The sequence below is a fragment of the Hallella sp. genome, assembly GCF_037460745.1.
GTDB lineage: Bacteria > Bacteroidota > Bacteroidia > Bacteroidales > Bacteroidaceae > Prevotella > Prevotella faecis.
The window spans coordinates 1-21,838 of record NZ_JAXVAE010000117.1; the positions used below are offsets into that span (position 1 = coordinate 1).

Sequence of the window (21,838 nt, forward strand, 5' to 3'; positions counted from 1 at the left end):
ATGGCGGTCATTAGAAAATGACAAGAAACTTTTTCTAATGACCGATTTGGGTTAATTCTTTCATTAGAATCTTATAACCGATTTTGGTTTAGGGTTCGTTGATAACGAAAGGATAATTTGTGTGATATTGTGTGGTTACTTCTTGTTTTCGTTTATCTTATCCACCACAATGGCTATGGCGCCATCGCTGGTAACGTTACAGGCTGTTCCAAAGCTATCCATGGCAATGTAAAGGGCTATCATCAAGGCTTGCGCTTCTGTGTCGAAGCCAAGGATGCTTGCCAGCGGAGCTAATGCGGCCATGATGCAACCGCCTGGCACGCCCGGAGCCGCCACCATGACAATGCCCAGCATGAGGGTGAAATGGAGGAAGGTGGCGAAATCGTGTGGCATGCCGTTAATGAGGCAGATGGTGAGGGCGCAGCACGAAATCTTCATGGCCGAACCTGGCATGTGGATGGTGGCGCACAGGGGTACGACAAATCCCGCTATTCCCTCGCTCACCTTGTTTTTCAACGTTTGGGCAAAGGTAACTGGGATTGTTGCGGCCGACGAAGATGTGCCCAAAGCGGTGAGATAGGCGGGGAGCATGGTACCCAATAGGCGCAATGGGTTGCGCTTGGTAGTAAGGCCTGCAATGGTGTAGGCATAGAGCAGGATGATGATGTGGAGCGCGAAGATCACCAATATGATATAGGCGAAGATGGTGACGATTCGAAGCACCTGGCCGCTATTCGTCATAGAGAGGAAAATGCCGAAGATGTACAGGGGCAGCAGGGGGATGATGGCCTTGGCTATCACGCCAGCCACCACATCTTTCATTTCGATGAAACAATTGCGCAGGGTTTGCAACTGTCCATAGCTAATGCCCAGACCCATGATGAACGACAGCACCAAGGCGCTCATTACATCGAGTAAGGGCGGTATCGATACTGTGAAATAAGGTTGCAAGTCCTCGGGTTTGGCCACTTGCGCCATGCTTTCGGTGCTTGCCACCAATGAGGGAAACAACCATTCGCCCACGCCGTAGCCCATTAAGGCGGCACACGAGGTGTTGGCGTAGGCTATTGCCACCGTGAGGAGCAGCAGTTTGCCCGATCCCTTGCCTATCTCGGAGATGGCGGGCGTAACCAAGCCGATGATGATCAGCGGGATCATGAACCCAAGGAATTGGCTGAACACACCGTTGAAGGTCATAAACACTCTGGCAACGGAATCGGGAAGCATGTTGCCTAAAATAATTCCAAGTGCAATCGCCAGGGCGATGCGAAACAGGAGTGACGAGAATAGTTTACGCATGGATCATTGGGTTGAGTGTCGCAAAATAAGCATTAGCCCATCGTGCGGCGGTGTTTTTAATTCATTTTGATGGTTGACAGTATTCTATTTAATGGTTGATAGTATTCTATTTTAGGTATTGTGAGTTGATTAGGTTATATGTTGCAAACGAAAAAAGGGTATCTTTCTCAGATACCCTTCCTTTCTTTTGTGACTCGCATGGGGCTCGAACCCATGACCCCAACATTAAAAGTGTTGTGCTCTACCAGCTGAGCTAGCGAGTCTTTAGAAGCATATATGCTTCCTTGTTTGTAAGGCTTCAAATAGAGCGCCTTTCAAATTCGACTGCAAAGGTACGTTAATTTCTTGGTTTATGCAAATTATTGGACTGGTTTTTAACATGAGATGTGTTATTTTTCGGTTAGGAATCGTTTTGTGCTTGTATAAAGGCCGATTATTGCTGGCAAATGGGGCGCAACTCGTGGAAAATGTGTACTTTTGCATTTTCAAAAGTGCAAAACGTAGTATGGGATTATTTTTGAAAAGTTGTTTGACATTTGTGGGTGTGCTTTCGTTATCCGTCTCTCCTGTAGCCGCTCAGCGGTTGCCTCGCGAGACCTCTGGGGCCACCAAGGCGCTAAAGGGCGATCCGACGACCATCAACGACCGGCTCCAACAGTTGGCTACCCGCCTCATGCGCAATAAGCAGGGTAGCGTTATCGCCATAGAGCCCTCAACGGGCCGCATTCTTGCCTTGGTGAGTCGCGATCGCGTCGACGAGGGCATCAATCGTGCCTTGTCGGCGGTTTATTCTCCAGGATCCACTTTCAAGGTGGCGCAAGCGTTGGCGATGTATTCCGAAGGCGTATTGCCTGCCGACAAGACCTATCCTTGCCATAAGGGTTTCTATTTCAATCGCATTCACATTGGTTGCCACGAGCATCGTTCGCCCCTCTCCCTTGTGCAAGCCCTTGGTCAATCGTGCAATTCTTATTTCTGTAAGGCATTCCAGGAGATGGTCGACGACCGCAAGACCTACCTCACCAAGTATCGCGCCATTAACACCTGGGCCAAGTATATGCGTAGCCTGGGCCTGGGCCATCCCCTTGGGGTGGACCTTCCCGATGAGGCTGGCGGCACCATCCCCGATTCGGCCTCTCTCAATTCACACCATGGCAACTGGAACGGCACTACCATCATGTGGGTGGGAATGGGGCAGGGTGAGGTGAAAACTACCTCGTTGCAACTCTGTAATTTGGCTGCTCTGATTGCCAATCGAGGATATTATTTTATTCCCCACATCCACGATTCCGCGGCCCATGGGCAGCTCGACGCCAAGTTTACCACGCCCGTCAAGGCTATGGGTACAGCTGAGGCCTATCGCCTTGTGGTGCAGGGCATGAGGGCTTGTGTTACGAGTGGTACGGCTGCAAGCATCAACACGCCGGCCTACGCCATTTGTGGAAAGACGGGCACGGCAGAGAACGAGGGCCACGACCATTCAATCTTTATGGGCTTTGCCCCCATGAACAGTCCGCGAATAGCAGTAAGCGTGTATGTGGAGAATGGTGGTTTTGGCGCCGACCTTGCCGCTCCGCTGGCCTCGCTCGTGATTGAGCAGTATCTCACGGGGCACCTCTCTGCAGCATCCGAGAAGAAGGCGAGTCGCTTGGAAAACAAAACCGTTAAGGTGACACCCGTGGAGGTGCCCATCAGTTTTGACGATTTGTAATCCACCCCCATAACAATAGTTGCGCCCTGGTACCATGTGACTAAAGTGGTATCAGGGCGCATTTATATGATCCTGTATTGCTTGCTTTTATGACTTTAGGCTAAAGTCGAACCTTAATCCTCCGTTGGGGTTGTTGTTTACCTGGATGGATCCGCCATGCACCAGTACGGCGTTCTTCACGATGGCCAGTCCCAATCCTGTTCCTCCCATTTTTCGGCTGCGCCCTTTGTCTACGCGGTAGAACCGCTCAAACAATCGGGCAAGATGCTCAGGCGCTACTCCTACGCCGTCGTCCGTAAACGTAAAGTGCCACGTGCCGTCTTTCTCTTGGGCGGTAAGCGTTATGTGCGTTCCCTGTCCGGCGTAGGCAATGGCGTTGTCGGCGAGGTTGCGGAAGATGCTGTAAAGTAGGCTTCTGTTTCCGCGAATCAGGATGTGTGGTGGTATGTTGCACGTCATCGTCATGTTTCGTTGTTCGACCGCAAACTGTGACTCCTTGTCGACAGTTTGGATCAGCTCGGCCACATCCACATCTTCGATCGACAGCATTTGCGCCCCATCGTCCATGCGGTTGAGCATCGACATGTCTGCAAGCAGAGATGTGAGTCGTTTGCTTTGTGCGTAGCAGCGTTGCAGGAAGATCGAGCGGGTGTTTTCGTCCACTTTCGGATTCTCCAAAATGGTCTCGAGGTATCCTTGTATGCTTGCCACAGGCGTTTTCAGTTCGTGCGCCACGTTTTGTGTCAGTTGGCGTTTCAGCACGTTCTGCTCCTTTTGTGTGCGTTGCAGTTTCAGGTAGAGTTTCACGATACGCTCAGCGGTGTCGCCCAGTTCGTCGGCTGAGAAATTAACGAGCTCGTCGGTCTCGATCTTTCCATCGTGGTCGGCCTTGGTGGCAAACTCGTTCAACTTTGTAATGTTGCTTCCCAGCCTGTGGGTGAACCTATATAGTACCACGGTGAGCAGGAGGATGATTACCGCGGCAAACCATAGGTAGTGCTGGTCGGTTTTCAGGCTTTTGGCCAAATCCACATTGTAGGGTAGGGCGGAGCGTATAACATATTTGTCTTGTGGATAGTAGGTGGCGCTATAAAAATAGTCGTGCCCCATGGTCTTGCTATTTCGGTCGACCGATGATCCGTTGCCCTTGTTCAGCGCTTGTCTCACTTCCGGCCTACGAATGTGGTTGCCCATGTGGCTGATGTTAGTGCTTACGTTGTCGAATATTACGCGTCCGTCTTTGTTGATGATCGTAACGCGAAGGTCGCGTATGGCGTGGCGTGTGAGGTAGTCGTTCAGCCATGCGGCGTTATTTTTCCCACCGCTCACCAGCGCCTCATGCATTTGGTTGTTGTAGTCTTGCAACCGCAAGTTGAGCGTTTCCACCTTATACTGTTTCTCGCGATATTGCTGAAACACGATGAATGCCACGGCGAAGAGCAGAAATAGGGACAGAACGCTCAGGTATAGCTTGTTTCCAATGGATAACTTTTTTGCCATTTACATGAGGGGTTTAAGCATCGAAGTAATAGCCGAACCCCAGTCGGGTCACGAGGTTGTCGGAGTAGGGGCCGAGCTTCTTGCGAAGTCGGGTAATGTTCACGTCCACCGTGCGGTCGGAAACAATCACGTCCATAGGCCAGATCTGCCGAATGAGATCGTGGCGCGAGAACACACGCCCGGGCTGCTCCAGTAGTGTGCAAAGAATGCCAAATTCGGTTTTGGTAAAGTCAACATCCTGACCTTCCACGCTCACGGTCTTGCGGTCGAGGTCTATTATTAACTTATTGAATACCAATTGGTGGCGTTCTTTTTGCTCAGCCTTTGGTTGATGTGATCTGCGGAGCACGGCCTTGATGCGCAAGAGCACTTCGCGAATGGAGAAGGGCTTCGATATGTAATCGTCGGCGCCAGCGTTGAAGCCCATGATCTTGTCGTTCTCTGTACCCTTGGCTGTTAGGAAGATGATTGGCGTATTTCGTGTCTCCTCATTGGCTCTCAGGCGGTGGGCCACGTCGAAACCATTCATGCCTCCCATCATCACATCAAGTAAGATGAGGTTAAAGCTGGCGGCGTCTTTTTCCAGGGCCTCCTCGCCTGAGTAGGTCGTTGTGACGTCGTATCCTTGGGTCTCAAGGTTAAACTTCAGGATCTCGCAGAGGTCTTCCTCGTCGTCGACCACTAAGATTTTGGGTTTCGTTTCTTCTTCCATATTTACAAAGATAATTCTTTTTTCTATTTTATGTTGCAAAGTAACACACTTTAATTTTCATTGACGTCACAATCCTGTTACAGTTGTGTTACATTTTGGGGTTGTGTATGGCCCTATGAAGCTACCCAACGCCACCGCCCATCGCCGCCCGTGTAAGACCACCGCTCATTATTGGGCACCTCTCGCTTGGGCCCTTATAAGAGTAGCCCGTGGTAACAGGCATTAATGGCGATAAGAATCCATAGGTAGCAGCGAAGCAGGAGTGAGAACGCCAAATAGGCACAATTATAAAGTTTGCCCACAAAACAACAAAGTAGAAAGATAAGATAGGATTCTTGCCATGGCAAAACACGCGCAAACTCGGTCCTGCCCATCTGGCTTACGAAAACGTTATAATGTTACATATTACAATAGGGTGGTAACCATATCGCAACTCCCGTTTACACCTTGATTGCCAATGTGTAGCTCTTTCCTCTATCCAACGTGATTAGGAGTTGGCTATTCGTCTCGATGATGGGCTTAGTTCTTCTCACAAGCGTGTAAAGCGTATCGTTGGCATACGGCTTCTTTGGCCATAGTCGTTCGCAGATCTCTTTTTTCGAAAGGGTGTGTGTGGGGCGTTATCAGCATTTCGCGCAATGCGTGCTGCATGGGCGTAAGGCGCCGCCTGAGGAGGTGGAGAAAAGGTGATTCAACTCGTCGTAGTTGAGATGACTGCGGTAACATTGCAGGGTGTCGACACCAACCACATGTCCTGCCTTTATGAGGGCGTGTAGATGCGCCTCGCTCCGATCAGTCGTCGATAATGCCACATTCCCTCCATTGTCTGGCCACAGCTTGTGCGTCGGCCAAGGCGGTAGCCATGGGAAGGGGCGTGTTGTCGTCGATCTGGTAATTGTCGGTAAGAATCTTGGCCATGTCCTCAATGGTAAATTCGCTACCCTGCACCTCGTTCCACAAGAAGGCGGAACTCTCGTTCATGCTGATGATGTTGCTGAAGTCCATGTTTTCCTTGCCCTCAGCCACAAGGATATTCTCGCCACAAACGTTGCGGATGTTGAAACCGGGTTTTGTTTTCATGATGGTGTGTTGATGATGATGTTTTTACTGTAAAAAGTGAAGACCGATTGGTCCTTGTGTTGTTACGCCACGCCAAACAGGGGAATCCATATACGGCGGTAAAAGGCCAGCAGCCATCGGCGAATGGGGTAGAGGCGGGTCCATAGGTACGAGTAAACTCTCCATTTGCGCCCGTCGGTCCTGTCGAGGGTGGTGCGTCCCTTACGGTAAAACCCGACCACCGCACCCTTAACGTCGCTTATTTGGCAATGTTCGCAAAGTAGGTTGCCATCGCCCCTGAGTACCACGTGGGCGCCATCAATACTGACGATGCGATGCAAGACGTAAACACCGGGTTGCGTTTCGGCCAACACGGGATCGCCCACTTTTGGGTTGATGGCCTTTGTTAGCAACGCCTTGTCGCGGTTGTCCTCCAGAAAGGGTCGCATGGAGAACCCTCTCAGGCGGATGGTTACGGTGTGGCCCTCATCCATGAGCTTCACTATTTCGGGCAGCAGGATGGCGTTGGGTATTAGCTTTTCGTGACCGATTATTTCACTTTGATGGTTCTGTTGCATACGATAGCCGATTCAGGGTTGGGCAAGCAATGGAGCGCGTAGATGCCCGTGCTTTCTACGATATGGGTAATGGCGTCGCAGGTTAGGCGGTAGGTGGGCTCGTCCCATTTCATGGTGGAGCATGCGGGCAGCAGCGACGCAAAAGCCTCTATGGGGCGCAGGCGCTCCACGTGGTTGGCCTCTGCCCTGACAATGGTGGTTACGGCGCCCAGCCGTGCCTTCACGTTACGGTAACAGGGTGTCTTGCCACTCCATGGACTGCCGTAGATGTAGGGCTGTCCCTCAATGATCCTGATGATGGGATTGTCGTCGTTCATGAGGTCGCATCCGGGAAGATGGCGTAGCCACATGCTCACCTGTGTGGATTTGCCTGTGCCGCTTTTGGCAACAAAAGCGTAGCCGTATCCCTCTTGTCGCACCAGCGAGGCGTGGATCAGCAAGCATTGTTGCCTGCTTGAGGCAAAAGCGAAGGCCAGCATGAGCGCATTGTTGAGTCCAAAACAACGCATGTTGTAGTTGCCATTGAGCGCACAACGACATTCGCTGAAATCGTTGTTGGTTATCAGCAGGCAACAGTCGGCGCCATCGAGGTTTCTTATAATGTATTGGTAGCCACCTTGGTCGAGCCGATCCACAACCGTTAGGCCGTTGCCCGTGTCGAATTCGCGAATGCGCTCCCTTCTCGCCTTGGGGAAGGGGCTCAGGTCGTCGTCTACTATCAGGCGGAAAAGAGGCTGCGTCGCCTTGTCGTTAACGCGGAAAGGCTCAAACGACGGAATGAGTCGCAACGAGTTGGCACCATCTCCTTGGAAGACGATTTCAACATGAAAGTCGGCTATGCAAAAGCGGCAAACCTTCTCCATTCGTTACTTGATAATCTCAATGTCGCCCGAGATGGGTTGGAAACGAAACTCCTGCTCCTTGAGATAGTGGATGTTATAGTTTCCGCCTCCCAGGTATCTTTTGCGCAAGGCAAGGTATTTCTTTTCGGCTTCTTTCTTGGTGGTGGCAAACGACGTGGTGCACGTGGCGTTCTTGAAGCCAATGTTGTCCAAGTAATCGCGCAACTGATAAGAATAGTTTTCGCGGCTATAAAGGAACTTCGTCTTGCTGTCGATGTATGCCGAATCCACCTGTTGTATGTCTGTGAAATAAACCGTTGAATCGTTGAACGATGCGGCAAATCCATAGACGTAAATGGTCTTTGGCTTCAGCGCAGCCCATGCTCCTGTAGTAAGAAGCATGGCTGCCAATGTCATAATAATCTTTTTCGAGTTCATTATCCTTGTTGTCTTTATGATCTTTTATACCCTGTTGTTGAGGGCCAATATGCCCTTGTGAGCCATCATCCCAAGTACGACTTTAGTCGCTTGCTGTGGTCGTCGTGTCGCAGTCGACGTATGGCTTTCTCCTTGAGTTGGCGTACGCGCTCTCGGGTGAGCCCATACTTCTCTCCAATTTCCTCAAGGGTCATCTCGGGTTGGCCTATTCCGAAGAACGCCTCCAGAATGTTGCGCTCCCTTACGCTGAGCGTTTGCAGCGACCGTCCAATCTCCTCTTGTAGCGACTCCAGAACCAACTGGTTGTCGGTATTGGGCGTGTTGTCGTTGGGGAGCATCTCCAACAGGTTGTTGCCCTCGTCGTTAGACAGCGGGGCGTCGACAGAGACCTGCTTGCCTCGTGCGTTGATGACATCCTTGAGCTTGTCCTCAGGAATGTCGATCTTGTCCAAGAGTTCATCGAGACTCGGCAGACGCTCGTTCTCTTGCTCAAACTTGCTGACGATTCGTCTTACCTTGTTGACCGACCCCACTTGGTTGAGTGGCAGGCGTACCAGCCTGCTTTGGTCGGCGATGGCTTGCTGGATGCTTTGGCGAATCCACCACACGGCGTAGGAGATAAACTTGAATCCCCTTGTCTCGTCGAACTTTTCCGCAGCCCTAATCAGTCCCAGGTTGCCCTCGTTGATAAGGTCGGGCAGGGATAGTCCTTGGTTTTGGTATTGCTTGGCAACCGAAACCACAAATCTCAGGTTGGCTTTGGTGAGGCGTTCCAATGCTTTTTTGTCGCCTTCACGTATGCGCCTAGCCAAATCTTCCTCCTCTTCGGTGGAGAGGAGCTTCTCATGGCTGATTTCCTGTAGGTAAATCTCCAAAGACACGCTGTCTCTGGTGGTGATTGAATTTGTGATTTTCAGTTGTCTCATCTTAGGTCTGTGGCAGTTAGTTTGATTGCAAAGGTACAAAAAATAAAATAGTAATGTTTCTTTTCATCAAAAAATAGTGATTATTTTTTTTGCCAAATCGTTTATAGGCAGAAATTGGTGGCAATTTAAGGCGTCTTGAGACTCTTTTCGCCCCTTGCCGATGTTTGTTTTTGCAGTCGGGCTTGTGGGCTGTTCTTTTGGCGTAGCCCGTTATGACATTGATGCGCATGGAAGAATCGGTCCGTTGTGGAGCAATGGGGATGAGAAGCCAAAAAGGCGGAGCGCTTAAACAAGTGCTCCGCCTTTTTGGCTTATATGATGTAATGGCGTGTTTCGTGGAATTTATTCGCCCACCCTAACAGCCTTATAGTCGGTCTTTCCTGATGGCCATATGCCTGTGATGAAGAGCACGGGGTTCTTGCTGGTAGAAGCCTCCTTGACAGCTTTCTGCAGATCGGATATCTCCTTCATCTGCTGGTCGTTGGCTGTGAGGATGATGAAGCCATCGCTGATGCCTGCGTCCTTGAACGCACCACTCTTCACATCCTTCACCTGCAAGCCGTAGCTGATGTCAAGTTGTTTTTTCAACTCGTTGCTTACAGGAATCACCTTTGAGCCGAGCACGTCGAGGTCGGCAATTTTCACCACGTTGGTGTTGCCCTGGGCGTTCTTCACGGTAACGGTCTTGGTTTGCTTCTTCTTGTTGTGCAACCATGTAAGGGTAACCTTGTCGCCTGGGCGCTTGCTGTTCATGATCTCCTGACATTCGGCCATCTTGCTGATGTTCTTTCCGTCGATGGAGACAATGACGTCGCCTTTCTCCAATCCGGCAGCAGAGGCTGCGCTACCGTCTTCCACCTTGTCGACATAAACGCCCTCGTTGGTTCCGAGGTCGACCTCCTTGCCAGCCTCTTTCTGCTGGTTGATATAGTTGAGCACGTCGCCACCCGTAATGCCGAGAACGGCTCTTTGCACGGTGCCGTATTTCTTCAAGTCCTCTACCACCTTGTTCATGATGGTTGTGGGAATGGCAAAGCCATAGCCCGTGTAGGATCCTGTGGGAGAATAGAGCATGGCGTTGATGCCCACCAACTCGCCCTGAGAGTTGACCAGGGCGCCACCTGAGTTGCCCGGATTGATGGCTGCGTCGGTCTGAATGAAACTTGAGATGTTGGGACCATCGCTCTGTCCGCCCAGTCCGCGGGCCTTGGCCGAAACGATTCCAGCCGTTACCGTGTTGTTAAGGCCGAAGGGGTTGCCAACGGCGATGACCCATTCGCCAACCTTCAACTTGTCGGAGTCGCCGATGGGCAGGGTGGGCAGGTTCTTGCCATCCACCTTGATAAGGGCCAAGTCGGTGGTGGGGTCGGTTCCAATGATGCGTGCATTGAATTCGCGGTTGTCGTTGAGCGTTACGGTCAGTTCGTCGGCACCATTTACCACATGGTTATTGGTGACGATATAGCCGTCTGTGCTAATGATGACACCAGAGCCTGTGGCTTCCCTCTTTGGAGTCTGGATTTTTCGCTTCTGCTTGCCTCCATTGCCCTGTGGATTGCCGAAAAATCCGAAGGGGTCGGAGAAGAAGTCGGAGAAGGGGTCGCTTTGTACCTCAACCGTCTGAACCTTTGAGTTTTGTACATATTTGATATGCACCACAGCGGGAAGCGCCTTTTGTGAGGCGTAGGTCAAATCGACGGGTTGTCCCGCAACCGTCTGCTCGGTGGCAGCGTTCACCTTGATGAATGATCCGGTAGAGAAGGCCAGCGCTACAACGCTAAGGCCAACGATCAAGTAACTGGAATACTTTTTCATACGTTTATGGTTTGTTGTTTTCTTTTTTTATCTGTTTGGTTTTCAACCATGAGCCGTGCCCATTTCCTGATTTATATGTGCGGATGGTCCACGTCATTAACGCATGCAAATATAGGCGCAAAAATTGTAAATGTGCCATATTGTCGGTCTACTTTATCCCATTTTAACACTTTGATTTTAACACTTAACGCTTCTTTAGCAGAAAACGTCTAATATTTACATTCGTTTTGTTATGCCAATTCTGGCAGGATGATGTGTCGCTAATCTTCGCACATTAACGGATACATGTGGCAAAATCTAACGGATGGGCTCTAAAATCTTACGTTTCGTTGCACCTGTCTCAATTTTATTTGCTACTTTTGCAGTTTGTAAGGCAGTACCCCGGCTCTATCGCTGGCATCCTTGAGGTGCGAGAGGAAAGTCCGGGCAGCATAAGGCGCTCCACTTCTGAAAATGGAAGCTGTCGGCGACGGCAGGTGTAGGCAGAAGAAAATAACCGCCCCTCCCACGTGGAGGAGCAAGGGTGAGAAGGTGGTGTAAGAGACCACCAGTCTGCGGGTGATCGCAGAGCTGTGTCGGCTGGAGGCTGCAAGTTCATGTATACCATCGTCATTAAGGGTTGCCTGCCCGACAGGCCTTGAGCCTGACGATGGAGGGTAGAACGCTTGAGCGGCAGGGTGACTTGTCGACTGGATAAATGATGGAGCTCTCCTTATTTCATAAGGGGAAACAGAACCCGGCTTACCAGGGTGCTGCCTTACTTTTTATTATACAACGCTTCATTTTTTTGTAGCGCAGGTATAATAATTATCGAGTTATTTCAGTTATTTGTATGTAACCATTTATTTTTGACAAGACAGATGAAAGAGCTCCAACCCAATTTGCTTGACGACTACGAGCACAAGGTGCAAGGGATGATAGAGCGCCATGAGGACGATGCTGGCTTTCCGAAGCTGGACGACTATCGTTTGACGAAGAAAATGGTGGACGATTATCTTTACGACTACCAGATAGTGCTTGACCGTGAGGGTTCACAACGGTCGCAGTTGACGGTTTATGGCATCATAGCCATCATTCCGACGCTTATCCTCAGCGCGTTTCCCGAGTCGATGTTGCCTTGGGGTAAATGGTCGTTGATGGTGGGAATAGGTATGGGCTTGGCTTTGGCCTGCGCCATTAAGGCGGTTAGGATGGTTGTCACAAATAGCAAATTGGCTTCTTTGAAGCGTTCGAATAAGGATGTGAGTGCGTATGTTAGCGATATTGAAAAATACGTACGCAATCACGAGTAAATTACAGATAAGGCGATTAGATTATGGAATTACCTGATTTTATGGCATACAAGGACAGGTTCACCGAGAGTGGATTTGCCGAGAAGATTTCGCGCATTGCCAAGCGCGCTGGCGCAAAGTTGGTGTATGCGGCGCTGATTTTATACTACACATTGGAGAGTGACAAAGTGTCGCTTAAGGACAAGGCCATTATAGTAGGCGCCCTGGGTTATCTCATTTCACCCCTCGATGTGGTTCCCGATGCGTTCCCAATCATTGGCTTGGGCGATGATTTGGCCGTATTGGTATTCGTATTGAAGAAAATTTGGGGCGATGTGTCGGAGGATGTAAAGGCGAAAGCCCACGCAAAACTGTCGAAGTGGTTTGATGAAGACGAGATTCTTGAAGCCGACCATCTTTTCGAAGACACTCCGAAGGCATAACAAAAATAGGTCATTAGATAAAAGGTAGACGTGCTATCTGTCATCTAATGACCTATTTGTTTTCAATGCCTTGTGGCTTAACACGGAGTTTTGGCCTTGTGGTTGCTTATTGGGCTTTGTTGCTTTTGCGCTTCATAAACCATTTGATGGTGAAGTATGCGATGGCAATCACTACAAGAGCCACAATGACCAGCTTGATGTATTCGCCGTATTCCAAGATCTTGTCATGCAGTTGGTCTTCGGGCACGATGGTGTGGAGATACCACCCCATGGTAGCCAATATGCAGTTCCATGCCCCTGCACCGATGGTTGTGTAGAGCAGGAACTTCCAATAGTGCATCTTTGCCAATCCTGCAGGAATGGAGATGAGGTGGCGAATGCCTGGAATGAGGCGCCCCGTGATGGTGGCCACCATGCCATGATTGTTGAAGTAAGCTTCGCTTTTCTCTATCTTCTCGTGTGAGAGCATGCAGAGCTTTCCCAGTTTGGAATCGGCAAAACGCCAAATGACAGGTCTTCCCAACAACCATCCCGCTAAGTAGTTGATGGAGGCGCCGGCGTCGGCACCCAACGTGGAGAAGAGGATAACCAACCAGATGTCGAGGTTTCCGGCTGCGGAATGATAAGCGGCAGGAGCCACAACCAATTCTGACGGCACAGGTATGACCGTGCTCTCCAAAAGCATCAAGAAAAAGATGGTGCCATAATTGAGATTGGAGAGTAAGGTTGAAATGATGCTCATTCTTTCTTAAATCGTTATTGTTAATGTTATTAATGATGGAGCGTGGATAGCTTTCGCGCATTTAGCTCTCTCGGTTGCTCGTAGGCCAAGCGCCAAGCTCAGGGTGCTCCTTGGCGTATTCTTCGTAATTTTCGAATGGCGTTCCCTCTGGGAAAATGCCCTCGAGCATAGGCTTGGACCTGAGTGGGCCTTGCAGAACAGCTTGATGCAGGTCGGCCAAGAACTCGGAACGCAACCCCAAGTCGGCGTCGCACAATGCCAAGAAAGCCCATCCTTCAGGCATGTTTTTGCCAAGACCACCATCCATGATTTCCCTAAAAAGGTCGTGGGCAAACTGGGTGTAGCCACATTCGTAGGTCGAATAAGCTATAAGCGTTTGTATACGTAGGTCATTGTTGGATGCTTCGACGGCGCGCTTAAACCAAACGCGGGCTACTTCTGGTTGATTTTCAAGAAGATAAAGGTAGCCTCTGAGCACATTGTTTTCTGCGGTATTGCGGTCGGGAAGCTCGTCCATCTTCCTGATGCAGGCCAACGCTTCGGCCCGATTGCCCAATTGGGCGTTTAGGATGCATTGTTGCCGGAGAATTTCCAACTTGTTGGGTGAGGTGCTTGTAGCCAGTTTCTCTGCCGTCTTCAAGTGGGCAAGCGCTTCTTGAGGGTGGTTTTGCGCAGCCAGAATCGATGCAATGCCCATGTCGGGCGACTCGCTATAAGGCTGAAGCGCCTGAAGTTTCTTGTAAAACTTGATGGCTTCTGGATAGTTGCCAATGATCGCCAAGGAGTTTGCCTTATGGATGTGTGCGTCGGCGTTTACGGGGTCTATGGCCAACGCATAGTCGCAACTCTCTATGCAAGCGGTCGTGTCGCCCTGTTGAAATTGCGCCAACGCCATGGTGTTCCAATAGTCGGTGTTGTATGGGTTGTCGTCGATCAACTTGTCGAATATCTGCTCGCATAGGTCGAATTGCCCTTTCCCCAATGCCACACGTCCCTGCAACTCACGGTATTGTGGGTCGGTGGTCAGGCTACTTTTTTTCAACCACTCTTCTGTTATGTCTGTGCACGAGTAGTCGGCAAAAAGGGTAGCCACGTCAAGATAGTAGTCTTCAAGGTCGTCATCGCAGACATCGTTTTCCTTTGCTTTCAGATATTGGTTGGCTTCGTCTATGCGTTGGTCGGCAACCATGATCTCGGCCACAATATAATAATAGTCGAGGTCTGTCTTGTCGTCTATCTTTTCGGCCCATTGCATGGCTTCGGCGGCATTCCTGTTCACCAATATAGCCACACGCGCCTTGAAGGTCAAGGGTTGCGTTGCTCCAGGAAACATGTTGATGGCAAGATCGATGGCCTCTATGGCATCGGTCAATCTACCATGAAGGTGATAGTATTCGGCGATGTCGGTGAGGTCGTCGGGTTCCAGATAAATGGAGCTGCCTGCAGAGCGGGCAGCTTCATATCTTTTTAATATGTCATCAAATTGGTTATTCATTTCAGGAACTACCAAGAAGAATAATTGCTTTATTACAGAGATTACTTGTTCTTTTTAGCCCAGGCGTCTTTGAGGCCCACAGTCTTGTTGAATACTGGTGCGGCGTCGGTGGTGTCGGGATCGGCCATGAAGTAGCCGATGCGCTGGAACTGTAGGTACTCGCCAGGCTTGCGTGTTGCGGCGTATTTCTCAACGTAGCAGCAGTTGTTCACGTGCAAAGAGTCGGGATTGAGCAGCTCGTGGAAGTCGCGCTCGTCGGCCGAAGGATTCTCCACGAAGAACAAACGGTCGTACTCGCGCACCTCTGCCTTGACGCAATGGTCGGCGCTTACCCAGTGGAGTGTGCCCTTTACCTTGCGGTTGGCGCCTGGCATTCCGCTCTTGCTGTCGGTGTCGTACTCAGCCTGAATCTCGATGATGTTTCCTTCTGCGTCCTTTGTGCAACCGGTGCACTTCACGATGTAGGCGTTCTTCAGTCGAACCTCCTTGCCCGGTGCCAAACGGAAGAACTTCTTGGGAGCGTCCTCCATGAAGTCGGCCCGCTCGATCCAAAGATTCTTTGAGAAAGTGATGGTGTGTGTTCCTGCAGTCTCGTCCTCGGGGTTATTGATGGCTTCCATCTCTTCCGACTGTCCGTCGGGATAGTTGGGGATAACCAGCTTCACGGGGTCGACAACTGCTGACACGCGGGTCGATTTCTTGTTGAGATCGTCGCGTACGGCGGCCTCTAAGAGAGCCATGTCGTTGAGCGCGTCAAACTTAGTGTATCCTATTGACTGAATGAAGTTCTTGATAGACTCGGGCGAATAGCCACGACGGCGCATGCCACACAGGGTCGGCATACGGGGGTCGTCCCATCCGTTCACCAGATGCTCGTCGACCAAAGTGTGGAGCTTGCGCTTCGACATCACGGTATAAGTGAGGTTCAATCGGTTGAACTCAATCTGTCGTGGGCGGAAGTCATTCAGTCCTTTCTCTGCTGTGCCATCATATTCCTTCAGGAAATCCACAAACTTATCGTAGAGTGGACGATGGGGCACAAACTCGAGTGTGCAGATAGAGTGGGTTACACCCTCAAAGTAGTCGCTCTGGCCATGTGCGAAGTCGTACATGGGGTAGCAATGCCACTTGGTTCCTGTGCGGTGGTGAGGGGTCTGTATGATACGATACATGATGGGGTCGCGGAAGTGCATGTTGGGATTTGCCATGTCGAGCTTTGCGCGAAGCACCATAGAGCCTTCTACAGCCTCAGGTGTGTTCATCGCTTCGAACAGTCGAAGGCTCTCCTCAACGGGACGGTCGCGGTATGGGCTTGGCGTTCCAGCGGTAGTAGGTGTGCCTTTCTGCTCCGCGATCTGCTCAGAGGTCTGCTCGTCTACATAAGCCATGCCTTTGTTGATCATCCAAATGGCAAAATCCCACAGCTTCTGGAAGTAATCGGAAGCGTAATAGATGTTTCCCCATTTGAATCCCAGCCAACTGATGTCGTGAAGGATGTTTTCTACATATTCGTTGTTCTCCTTCGAGGGATTGGTATCGTCGAAGCGAAGGTTGCAAACGCCATTGTATTTCTCTGCTGCACCGAAGTCCATGCAGATGGCCTTTGCGTGACCAATGTGAAGATAGCCGTTGGGCTCTGGCGGAAAGCGGGTTTGCAAACGGCCCCCGTTCTTGCCAGCTGCAAGGTCTTCCTCAATCAACTGCTCAACAAAACTCACGCTGCGCTTCTCTTCGCTGTTGTTTTCTTTGATTTCCATCTTGTGTTGTTTATTCTATTATTATTTGTTGCAAAGTTAATCATTTATCTACAAAAATTCATCATCGTAGCGTTAAAATGTGCAACTGATTGTTGTGGCATTGTGTAGTTATGTCGATCTGCGCGTTGGCGAGTCGTCTAAGAGTGAGATTGGTTGGGAGAGGCCGTTATGAAGAATTGTCGAAGAATCGTGTTGATTTATGATTGCGATTTTGGTTTTCCTTGCCTGTTATTAGAAAAAACAGACGAGGTAAAATGATATTACGTTCCACGAGGCGGTTGCGGGGTTGTTTCTTTGTTCTATTGAAAGAAGCGTAACATATTCTGTGGTCTTGCACTTTTGCGGCTTGGCAAGGGGGCGTAAGGGGAGGAACGGTAGGGCTCGGAAAGGATAGACGAGGCAGTAGTGGCGTATTTGTTGATGTTTGACTTTGAAACAAAACAGGGAAAAAACATTTTTGTTTGTTATATATTCTGCCTGATAATAATGTCACCGAAACGGATGGCAGATCGTGTCAGGAATGTAAGAGAACGTTTATCCATCAAGTTTTAATAGAATATAGCGAGGTGAGAATTATTGAGAATGTAAGGAAATTAGTCAAACAAGATTGGCAGGCGTAAAATAGCTTATCCTAAGTGTGGCCAATGGTAATTACCTGTTACATTATCCGTGTTTTTGAGAATGTGTAAAATAAGTGTAAAAAGGCCAAGCTATGTTCGGTTTTTGTAGTATTTTCCACATATTCCATATACGAACCGAAAATCCATCCCCTCAAAAAATAATCGAAAATAAATTAGAAAATCCTTGGTGGAATCGAAATAAATGCGTACTTTTGCAATCGTTATCCTGAATACAATCTTTTTACCTTAAAGAAGACTAATGCCTATTGAGAGTAAATGGCGCTCGCTGTGAAGCAAGCGCCATTTTTCATTTCTCCTTGCACGCATCAACATACAAAAAGCAACCGCAATCCTACCGTTAAGTGTTACGATAGGGTTGCGGTTGCGTTTTGCCTATAATGATTAATGTGTAAAGCCCTGAGGGGGCGCTTGGTTGCCTGTTCAGAAGTTTACTTGATTCCTCGCTGGTTGAGCGCAGCCGAATAACGACGGGCGTTGTTCATGTGCTCTTGATAGGTGGTGGCGAAGTTGTGGGTTCCGCTGAAGTCTTCCTTGGCGCACATGTAGAGGTAGTTGTGGTGCACCATGTTGAGCACGGCGTCGATACCCGCCACGCTGGCTATGCGGATAGGTCCAGGGGGCAGGCCTGGGTTGACGTAGGTGTTATAGGGGCTGCTAACATGGAGCATGTCGTGATAGATGCGCTTGAGCTCGAAGTGCTTGAGGGCAAACTTGATGGTGGGGTCGGCCTGGAGCGGCATGCCGTTGGGGTATTCGGCGTCGCGGAGCATCAGTCGGTTGTAGTACATACCCGCAATCATAGGCTTCTCCTTGTTGTTGGCCGTTTCCTCGTCAACAATGCTGGCGAGCGTGGCAACCTCCTCGGGTGTCAACTTCAGGTCTTTGGCCTTGGCCAAGCGTGTGTCGTTCCAGAAATGTTTGTTCTCCTTTTGCATGCGGCGTAGCAATCCGCTGAGCGAGATGTTCCAGTAGATGTCGTAGGTGTTGGGCACGAACAGAGCGGCTATTGTCGTGGTGTCGTAGCCATAGGCGTGGCAAGTGTCCTCGTTGCTGAGCGCCTGGGCGATGGTGGCGCTATCCAGCATGAGTTTGTTGCCCAGCACCTCAGCAAGGTCCTGCATGGTGCGAACGGATGGAACCGTGAGGTTCACAGGCTCTTGCATCCCGTTCTTGATGTGTCTGAATGTCACGAACGCGCCCATCGACGGCTTGATGGCGAATCGTCCTGTGCGCACGTGTTTCACCAGATTGCTGTGGCGCGAAAGGGTTTTGAAGGCGTGCAATCCGTGTGTGGTGGCAAAGGGTTGTAGCTTCACGAGCAACGAGTCGTAGTTGTCGTCGTCGTCGACGTAGACGTAGCAAGTTTCGTTCTTGCCTGTGAAGGATGTGAAAAAGTAATAATATCCAATGCCGAGCAAAGCCAAAAGGCATAACGCTGCAGGCGTGAGATATTTTTTCTTGCAGTTGTTTTTCATCATTTATTGCGATTGTAAACTGATGCAAAGTTACATGAAAAGGATGATTTTTCAAAACATTCTTCCTCTATCTTTTAGCATTTTAAGTGGAATTATATATCTTTGCAATATGAAGTTGAATTTTAGCATAAGGTACAAAACGCCCTTTGGGCAGTCGATGCACGTGTGTATCCGTTATATAGATAAGGATGGGCATGTGCGCGATGTGAACGAGCCCATGCGCACCGACGACGGCGATACATGGACCGTGGAGACGGCAGGCATTGTGTTTACCCATGTTCCCATCCGCTATCTTGTTTACACTTATCAGGTTGAGGATGATGCGGGCAAGGTGATGCGTAAGGAATGGAACGCCGTTCCTCGCATGTTCGGCTTGGATGTGTCGCGAAATTACATCTTTCATGACATTTGGCGCGACCTGTCTTTGCAGCACTATATCTATCCCGTGAGTCAAGAGCGTGAGTCAAAGCAGGTTAGCTCCATGCCGTGCTTCAACCGCAGCGTCATATTCCGCATATCGGCACCTCAGGTACGCGAGAACTGTTTGGTGGCGGTGCTTGGTAGTGAGCCGACGTTGGGCGTGTGGAATGTGCGTCGCTATCTTCCCATGCATTATGTGGGCGATGGCGACTGGATGCTTACCATCAACGCCTACGCTATGGTGTTCCCGTTCGAGTTCAAGTATGTGGTTGTCGACAAAGCCACCCACGACATTGTGGAGTGGGAGAGTGGCGACAATCGCAAGGCCGATGTGATACGACTGGAAGATGGCGAGCAACTGGTTATTTATGGTGGAAACATCCGCACGAAGTGCAAGTTGGTTTACCACGACGAGTTGCTTGGGATAGACGATATAACGAATCATGAAATACGAGAGCTATATATTTGATCTTGATGGCACATTGCTGAGCACGCTGACCGACTTGGCCGCAAGTTGCAACTATGCCTTGCGGTCGTGCGGCATGCCCGAGCGAACCATCGATGAGGTAAGAAGATTTGTAGGTAACGGAGTGAAGAAACTTATGGAACGCGCTATTCCTCAGGGTGTTGACAATCCTCGCTTCGAGGAATGTTATGCTGCGTTTCGTGAACATTACATGGTTCACAACTTGGACACCACGGCACCCTATCCGGGCGTGCTGGAAATGTTGGGTCGCCTGAAGGGCCAGGGCGCCAAGTTGGCGGTGGTAAGCAATAAGTTTTATGCTGCCACGCAAGAGTTGGTGAAGCATTTCTTTGGCGACTATGTGGAGGTGGCCATTGGCGAACGTCCCGACATCCGCAAGAAGCCCGCCCCCGACACGGTGGAGGAGGCGTTGCGTCAGTTGGAAGCCTCGCCCGATACGGCCGTCTACATTGGCGACAGCGACGTGGACATCGATACGGCGCGCAACAGCCACATGCCATGCATCAGCGTGCTGTGGGGTTTCCGAAGCAAGGAGTTTCTTTTGGAGCATGGTGCCACGCACCTTGTGTCTTCGCCCTCCGAAATTGTTTAGGACGACCGAGAGAAGGCGGGGAAGAAACGCAAATAAAGGGAAATAGGCAAAGCCCTTCGCCAAATGATGAAAGGGGAAAAGCAAAGCCTTTCGCCAAATGATGAAAGGGAAATAAGAAAAGCCTTTCGCAACACGATGATTGCGAAAGGCTTTATGCTTTTTTAGACCTATTCTTATTTATATAAGCTCAGTCTTGAAGTGCAGGCTTGGTTTTACTCGCCCTTGATGGCAGCCACACCGGGAAGCACCTTGCCCTCGATAGCCTCGAGCATAGCGCCACCACCTGTTGACACATAGCTCACCTTGTCGGCCAGGCCAAACTTGTTGATGGCAGCCACAGAGTCGCCACCGCCGATGAGTGAGTAAGCGCCATTCTCCTGAGTGGCCTTGGCAACGGTCTTGGCGATCTCGCCGGTACCGTGTGCGAAGTTCTCAAACTCGAACACGCCCACAGGACCGTTCCACAGGATGGTCTTAGAGCTCATGATGATTTCCTTCCAAGCAGCGACGCTCTCCTCAGAGGCATCCATGCCCTCCCAACCCTCGGGGATAGAGAAGATGGGGAATACTGAGCGAGCGGTGTCGTTAGAGAACTCGCGGCCGCAAACGGTGGCAACCGAGAGGCTGAGGTTCACGCCCTTCTTCTTGGCCTCCTCGATCACGTTGAGAGCCTCGGGCATCAAGTCGTCCTCGTGGAGCGAGTCGCCGATGCTACCACCCTGTGCCTTGATGAATGTGTAACCCATGCCGCCGCCAATGATCAGGTTGTCGACCTTGTCGAGCAGGTTCTTGATGACGCCGAGCTTAGAGCTTACCTTAGATCCGCCGATGATGGCTGTGAAGGGGTGCTGTGCGTTCTTCATCACGTTGTCGATAGCGGTAACCTCCTTCTCCATGAGGTAGCCAAGCATCTTGGCGTCCTGCTCGAAGTAGTCGGCGATGACAGCGGTTGAAGCGTGACGACGGTGAGCTGTACCGAAAGCGTCGTTGACATAGACGTCGGCGTAAGAAGCCAACTTCTGGGCGAACTTCTTCTGGCTTTCCTTCATGGCCTTCTTGGCCTCGTCAAACTCAGGAGTGCCTTTCTCAACACCTACAGGCTTGCCCTCTTCCTCGGGGTAGAAGCGCAGGTTTTCGAGCAGCAGGGCCTCTCCGGGCTGCAGGGCTGCAGCCTCCTTCTCAGCGTTGCCACAGTCGGGAGCGAACTTCACGTCGACCCCCAGGCGCTCTGACACCTTGCCAACAATCTGCTGCAGGCTGAGCTTGGGGTTCACCTTGCCCTTGGGCTTGCCCATGTGGCTCATCATGATGACAGACCCGCCATCGGCCAGGATCTTCTTCAATGTGGGGAGGGCACCGCGAATACGGGTGTCGTCAGTCACATTGCCATTCTCATCCAATGGAACGTTGAAATCTACACGAACAATGGCTTTCTTGCCTGAAAAGTTGAATTCGTCAATTGTCATTTTATCTTATGTGTTAAATGAAAAATAATCTTTTTGCACGGCAAAGTTACTAAAAAGATGAGAGATTGTATACCCGCTAAGCCACATTTTTTGCTTTTTTATATAATGTTGCTGTGTTTGTAACTATTCAGCGATAGCCTTGCACCTTAATCCGCGATTGAAATATACA

General features: G+C 50.3%; 19 protein-coding genes, 1 tRNA gene and 1 other RNA gene. 6 read left to right on the plus strand and 15 right to left on the minus strand.

The window, feature by feature from the left end:
• Positions 1–135: 135 nt before the first annotated feature.
• On the minus strand, positions 136–1,299 hold the full coding sequence (locus WKK33_RS08000; RefSeq protein ID WP_337933275.1) for a dicarboxylate/amino acid:cation symporter: 1,164 nt from the start codon (positions 1,297–1,299) through the stop codon (positions 136–138).
• Positions 1,300–1,489: 190 nt separating this feature from the next.
• A tRNA-Lys gene (locus tag WKK33_RS08005) sits at positions 1,490–1,562 on the minus strand.
• 242 nt (positions 1,563–1,804) lie between these two features.
• Here WKK33_RS08005 and WKK33_RS08010 point away from each other — a divergent pair.
• Positions 1,805–3,010: a penicillin-binding transpeptidase domain-containing protein gene (locus WKK33_RS08010; RefSeq protein ID WP_337933276.1), complete on the plus strand. Its 1,206-nt coding sequence runs from the start codon at positions 1,805–1,807 to the stop codon at positions 3,008–3,010.
• An 87-nt stretch (positions 3,011–3,097) separates the two neighbouring features.
• Here the strand turns inward: WKK33_RS08010 and WKK33_RS08015 are convergent, their stop codons facing one another.
• From WKK33_RS08015 to WKK33_RS08050, 8 genes are all read right to left on the minus strand, one after another.
• Positions 3,098–4,510, minus strand: a complete 1,413-nt coding sequence (locus tag WKK33_RS08015; RefSeq protein WP_337933277.1) for an ATP-binding protein — start codon at positions 4,508–4,510, stop codon at positions 3,098–3,100.
• Positions 4,511–4,523: 13 nt separating this feature from the next.
• Positions 4,524–5,222, minus strand: a complete 699-nt coding sequence (locus WKK33_RS08020; RefSeq protein ID WP_337933278.1) for a response regulator transcription factor — start codon at positions 5,220–5,222, stop codon at positions 4,524–4,526.
• A 792-nt stretch (positions 5,223–6,014) separates the two neighbouring features.
• A complete protein-coding gene (locus WKK33_RS08025) occupies positions 6,015–6,302 on the minus strand; it encodes a PqqD family protein (protein ID WP_215760452.1) in 288 nt (95 codons plus the stop codon).
• Positions 6,303–6,364: 62 nt separating this feature from the next.
• A complete protein-coding gene (locus WKK33_RS08030; protein ID WP_215760451.1) occupies positions 6,365–6,859 on the minus strand; it encodes a S24/S26 family peptidase in 495 nt (164 codons plus the stop codon).
• On the minus strand, positions 6,832–7,722 hold the full coding sequence (locus WKK33_RS08035; protein WP_337933279.1) for a hypothetical protein: 891 nt from the start codon (positions 7,720–7,722) through the stop codon (positions 6,832–6,834). The genes WKK33_RS08030 and WKK33_RS08035 overlap by 28 nt, the downstream gene beginning before the upstream one ends.
• A 3-nt stretch (positions 7,723–7,725) precedes the next feature.
• Complete coding sequence (locus WKK33_RS08040) at positions 7,726–8,139, minus strand: hypothetical protein (RefSeq protein ID WP_337933281.1); 414 nt, start codon at positions 8,137–8,139, stop codon at positions 7,726–7,728.
• A 65-nt stretch (positions 8,140–8,204) separates the two neighbouring features.
• Complete coding sequence (locus tag WKK33_RS08045; RefSeq protein ID WP_337469195.1) at positions 8,205–9,065, minus strand: RNA polymerase sigma factor RpoD/SigA; 861 nt, start codon at positions 9,063–9,065, stop codon at positions 8,205–8,207.
• Positions 9,066–9,407: 342 nt separating this feature from the next.
• Complete coding sequence (locus tag WKK33_RS08050) at positions 9,408–10,880, minus strand: Do family serine endopeptidase (protein WP_337469196.1); 1,473 nt, start codon at positions 10,878–10,880, stop codon at positions 9,408–9,410.
• 373 nt (positions 10,881–11,253) lie between these two features.
• On the opposite strand from WKK33_RS08050, the gene rnpB reads away from it, so the two are divergent.
• From rnpB to WKK33_RS08065, 3 genes are all read left to right on the plus strand, one after another.
• An RNA gene (gene rnpB / locus WKK33_RS08055) (RNase P RNA component class A) lies at positions 11,254–11,640 on the plus strand.
• 100 nt (positions 11,641–11,740) lie between these two features.
• Positions 11,741–12,172 carry a hypothetical protein gene (locus WKK33_RS08060; RefSeq protein ID WP_337933284.1) on the plus strand — a complete coding sequence of 144 codons (432 nt, stop codon included), beginning with the start codon at positions 11,741–11,743 and terminating at the stop codon, positions 12,170–12,172.
• A gap of 23 nt (positions 12,173–12,195) precedes the next feature.
• Entirely contained in the window at positions 12,196–12,594 is a 399-nt protein-coding gene (locus WKK33_RS08065) for a YkvA family protein (RefSeq protein ID WP_337469197.1), read from the plus strand.
• A 106-nt stretch (positions 12,595–12,700) separates the two neighbouring features.
• On the opposite strand, the gene WKK33_RS08070 is transcribed toward WKK33_RS08065, so the two are convergent.
• From WKK33_RS08070 to mltG, 4 genes are all read right to left on the minus strand, one after another.
• Positions 12,701–13,336 carry a DedA family protein gene (locus tag WKK33_RS08070; protein ID WP_337469198.1) on the minus strand — a complete coding sequence of 212 codons (636 nt, stop codon included), beginning with the start codon at positions 13,334–13,336 and terminating at the stop codon, positions 12,701–12,703.
• A 61-nt stretch (positions 13,337–13,397) separates the two neighbouring features.
• A complete protein-coding gene (locus tag WKK33_RS08075; RefSeq protein ID WP_337933287.1) occupies positions 13,398–14,831 on the minus strand; it encodes a tetratricopeptide repeat protein in 1,434 nt (477 codons plus the stop codon).
• Between the two features lie 41 nt (positions 14,832–14,872).
• Positions 14,873–16,588 (minus strand): glutamine--tRNA ligase/YqeY domain fusion protein, encoded by a 1,716-nt coding sequence (locus WKK33_RS08080; RefSeq protein WP_337933288.1) that lies wholly within the window; start codon positions 16,586–16,588, stop codon positions 14,873–14,875.
• Positions 16,589–17,657: 1,069 nt separating this feature from the next.
• On the minus strand, positions 17,658–18,707 hold the full coding sequence (gene mltG / locus WKK33_RS08085; RefSeq protein ID WP_337933289.1) for an endolytic transglycosylase MltG: 1,050 nt from the start codon (positions 18,705–18,707) through the stop codon (positions 17,658–17,660).
• Positions 18,708–18,813: 106 nt separating this feature from the next.
• On the opposite strand from mltG, the gene WKK33_RS08090 reads away from it, so the two are divergent.
• Together WKK33_RS08090 and WKK33_RS08095 are read left to right on the plus strand one after the other, a co-directional pair.
• Positions 18,814–19,593 carry a carbohydrate-binding module family 20 domain-containing protein gene (locus tag WKK33_RS08090; RefSeq protein WP_337933291.1) on the plus strand — a complete coding sequence of 260 codons (780 nt, stop codon included), beginning with the start codon at positions 18,814–18,816 and terminating at the stop codon, positions 19,591–19,593.
• Positions 19,568–20,203, plus strand: a complete 636-nt coding sequence (locus WKK33_RS08095; protein ID WP_215760440.1) for an HAD family hydrolase — start codon at positions 19,568–19,570, stop codon at positions 20,201–20,203. Before WKK33_RS08090 ends, WKK33_RS08095 begins: the two co-directional genes overlap by 26 nt.
• 212 nt (positions 20,204–20,415) lie before the next feature.
• Here the strand turns inward: WKK33_RS08095 and WKK33_RS08100 are convergent, their stop codons facing one another.
• The gene (locus WKK33_RS08100) at positions 20,416–21,669 is read right to left on the minus strand and encodes a phosphoglycerate kinase (protein ID WP_337469459.1); all 1,254 of its coding nucleotides are present in this window, start codon (positions 21,667–21,669) and stop codon (positions 20,416–20,418) included.
• Positions 21,670–21,838: the final 169 nt, after the last annotated feature.

Coding starts and splice junctions, on each gene's coding strand:
- WKK33_RS08060 (WP_337933284.1), top strand. CDS start 11,741: ATGAAAGAGCTCCAACCCAATTTGCTTGACGACTACGAGCACAAGGTG.
- mltG (WP_337933289.1), bottom strand. CDS start 18,707: ATGATGAAAAACAACTGCAAGAAAAAATATCTCACGCCTGCAGCGTTA.
- WKK33_RS08000 (WP_337933275.1), bottom strand. CDS start 1,299: ATGCGTAAACTATTCTCGTCACTCCTGTTTCGCATCGCCCTGGCGATT.
- WKK33_RS08070 (WP_337469198.1), bottom strand. CDS start 13,336: ATGAGCATCATTTCAACCTTACTCTCCAATCTCAATTATGGCACCATC.
- WKK33_RS08100 (WP_337469459.1), bottom strand. CDS start 21,669: ATGACAATTGACGAATTCAACTTTTCAGGCAAGAAAGCCATTGTTCGT.
- WKK33_RS08015 (WP_337933277.1), bottom strand. CDS start 4,510: ATGGCAAAAAAGTTATCCATTGGAAACAAGCTATACCTGAGCGTTCTG.
- WKK33_RS08050 (WP_337469196.1), bottom strand. CDS start 10,880: ATGAAAAAGTATTCCAGTTACTTGATCGTTGGCCTTAGCGTTGTAGCG.
- WKK33_RS08065 (WP_337469197.1), top strand. CDS start 12,196: ATGGAATTACCTGATTTTATGGCATACAAGGACAGGTTCACCGAGAGT.
- WKK33_RS08095 (WP_215760440.1), top strand. CDS start 19,568: ATGAAATACGAGAGCTATATATTTGATCTTGATGGCACATTGCTGAGC.
- WKK33_RS08090 (WP_337933291.1), top strand. CDS start 18,814: ATGAAGTTGAATTTTAGCATAAGGTACAAAACGCCCTTTGGGCAGTCG.
- WKK33_RS08040 (WP_337933281.1), bottom strand. CDS start 8,139: ATGAACTCGAAAAAGATTATTATGACATTGGCAGCCATGCTTCTTACT.
- WKK33_RS08025 (WP_215760452.1), bottom strand. CDS start 6,302: ATGAAAACAAAACCCGGTTTCAACATCCGCAACGTTTGTGGCGAGAAT.
- WKK33_RS08075 (WP_337933287.1), bottom strand. CDS start 14,831: ATGAATAACCAATTTGATGACATATTAAAAAGATATGAAGCTGCCCGC.
- WKK33_RS08080 (WP_337933288.1), bottom strand. CDS start 16,588: ATGGAAATCAAAGAAAACAACAGCGAAGAGAAGCGCAGCGTGAGTTTT.
- WKK33_RS08030 (WP_215760451.1), bottom strand. CDS start 6,859: ATGCAACAGAACCATCAAAGTGAAATAATCGGTCACGAAAAGCTAATA.
- WKK33_RS08020 (WP_337933278.1), bottom strand. CDS start 5,222: ATGGAAGAAGAAACGAAACCCAAAATCTTAGTGGTCGACGACGAGGAA.
- WKK33_RS08010 (WP_337933276.1), top strand. CDS start 1,805: ATGGGATTATTTTTGAAAAGTTGTTTGACATTTGTGGGTGTGCTTTCG.
- WKK33_RS08045 (WP_337469195.1), bottom strand. CDS start 9,065: ATGAGACAACTGAAAATCACAAATTCAATCACCACCAGAGACAGCGTG.
- WKK33_RS08035 (WP_337933279.1), bottom strand. CDS start 7,722: ATGGAGAAGGTTTGCCGCTTTTGCATAGCCGACTTTCATGTTGAAATC.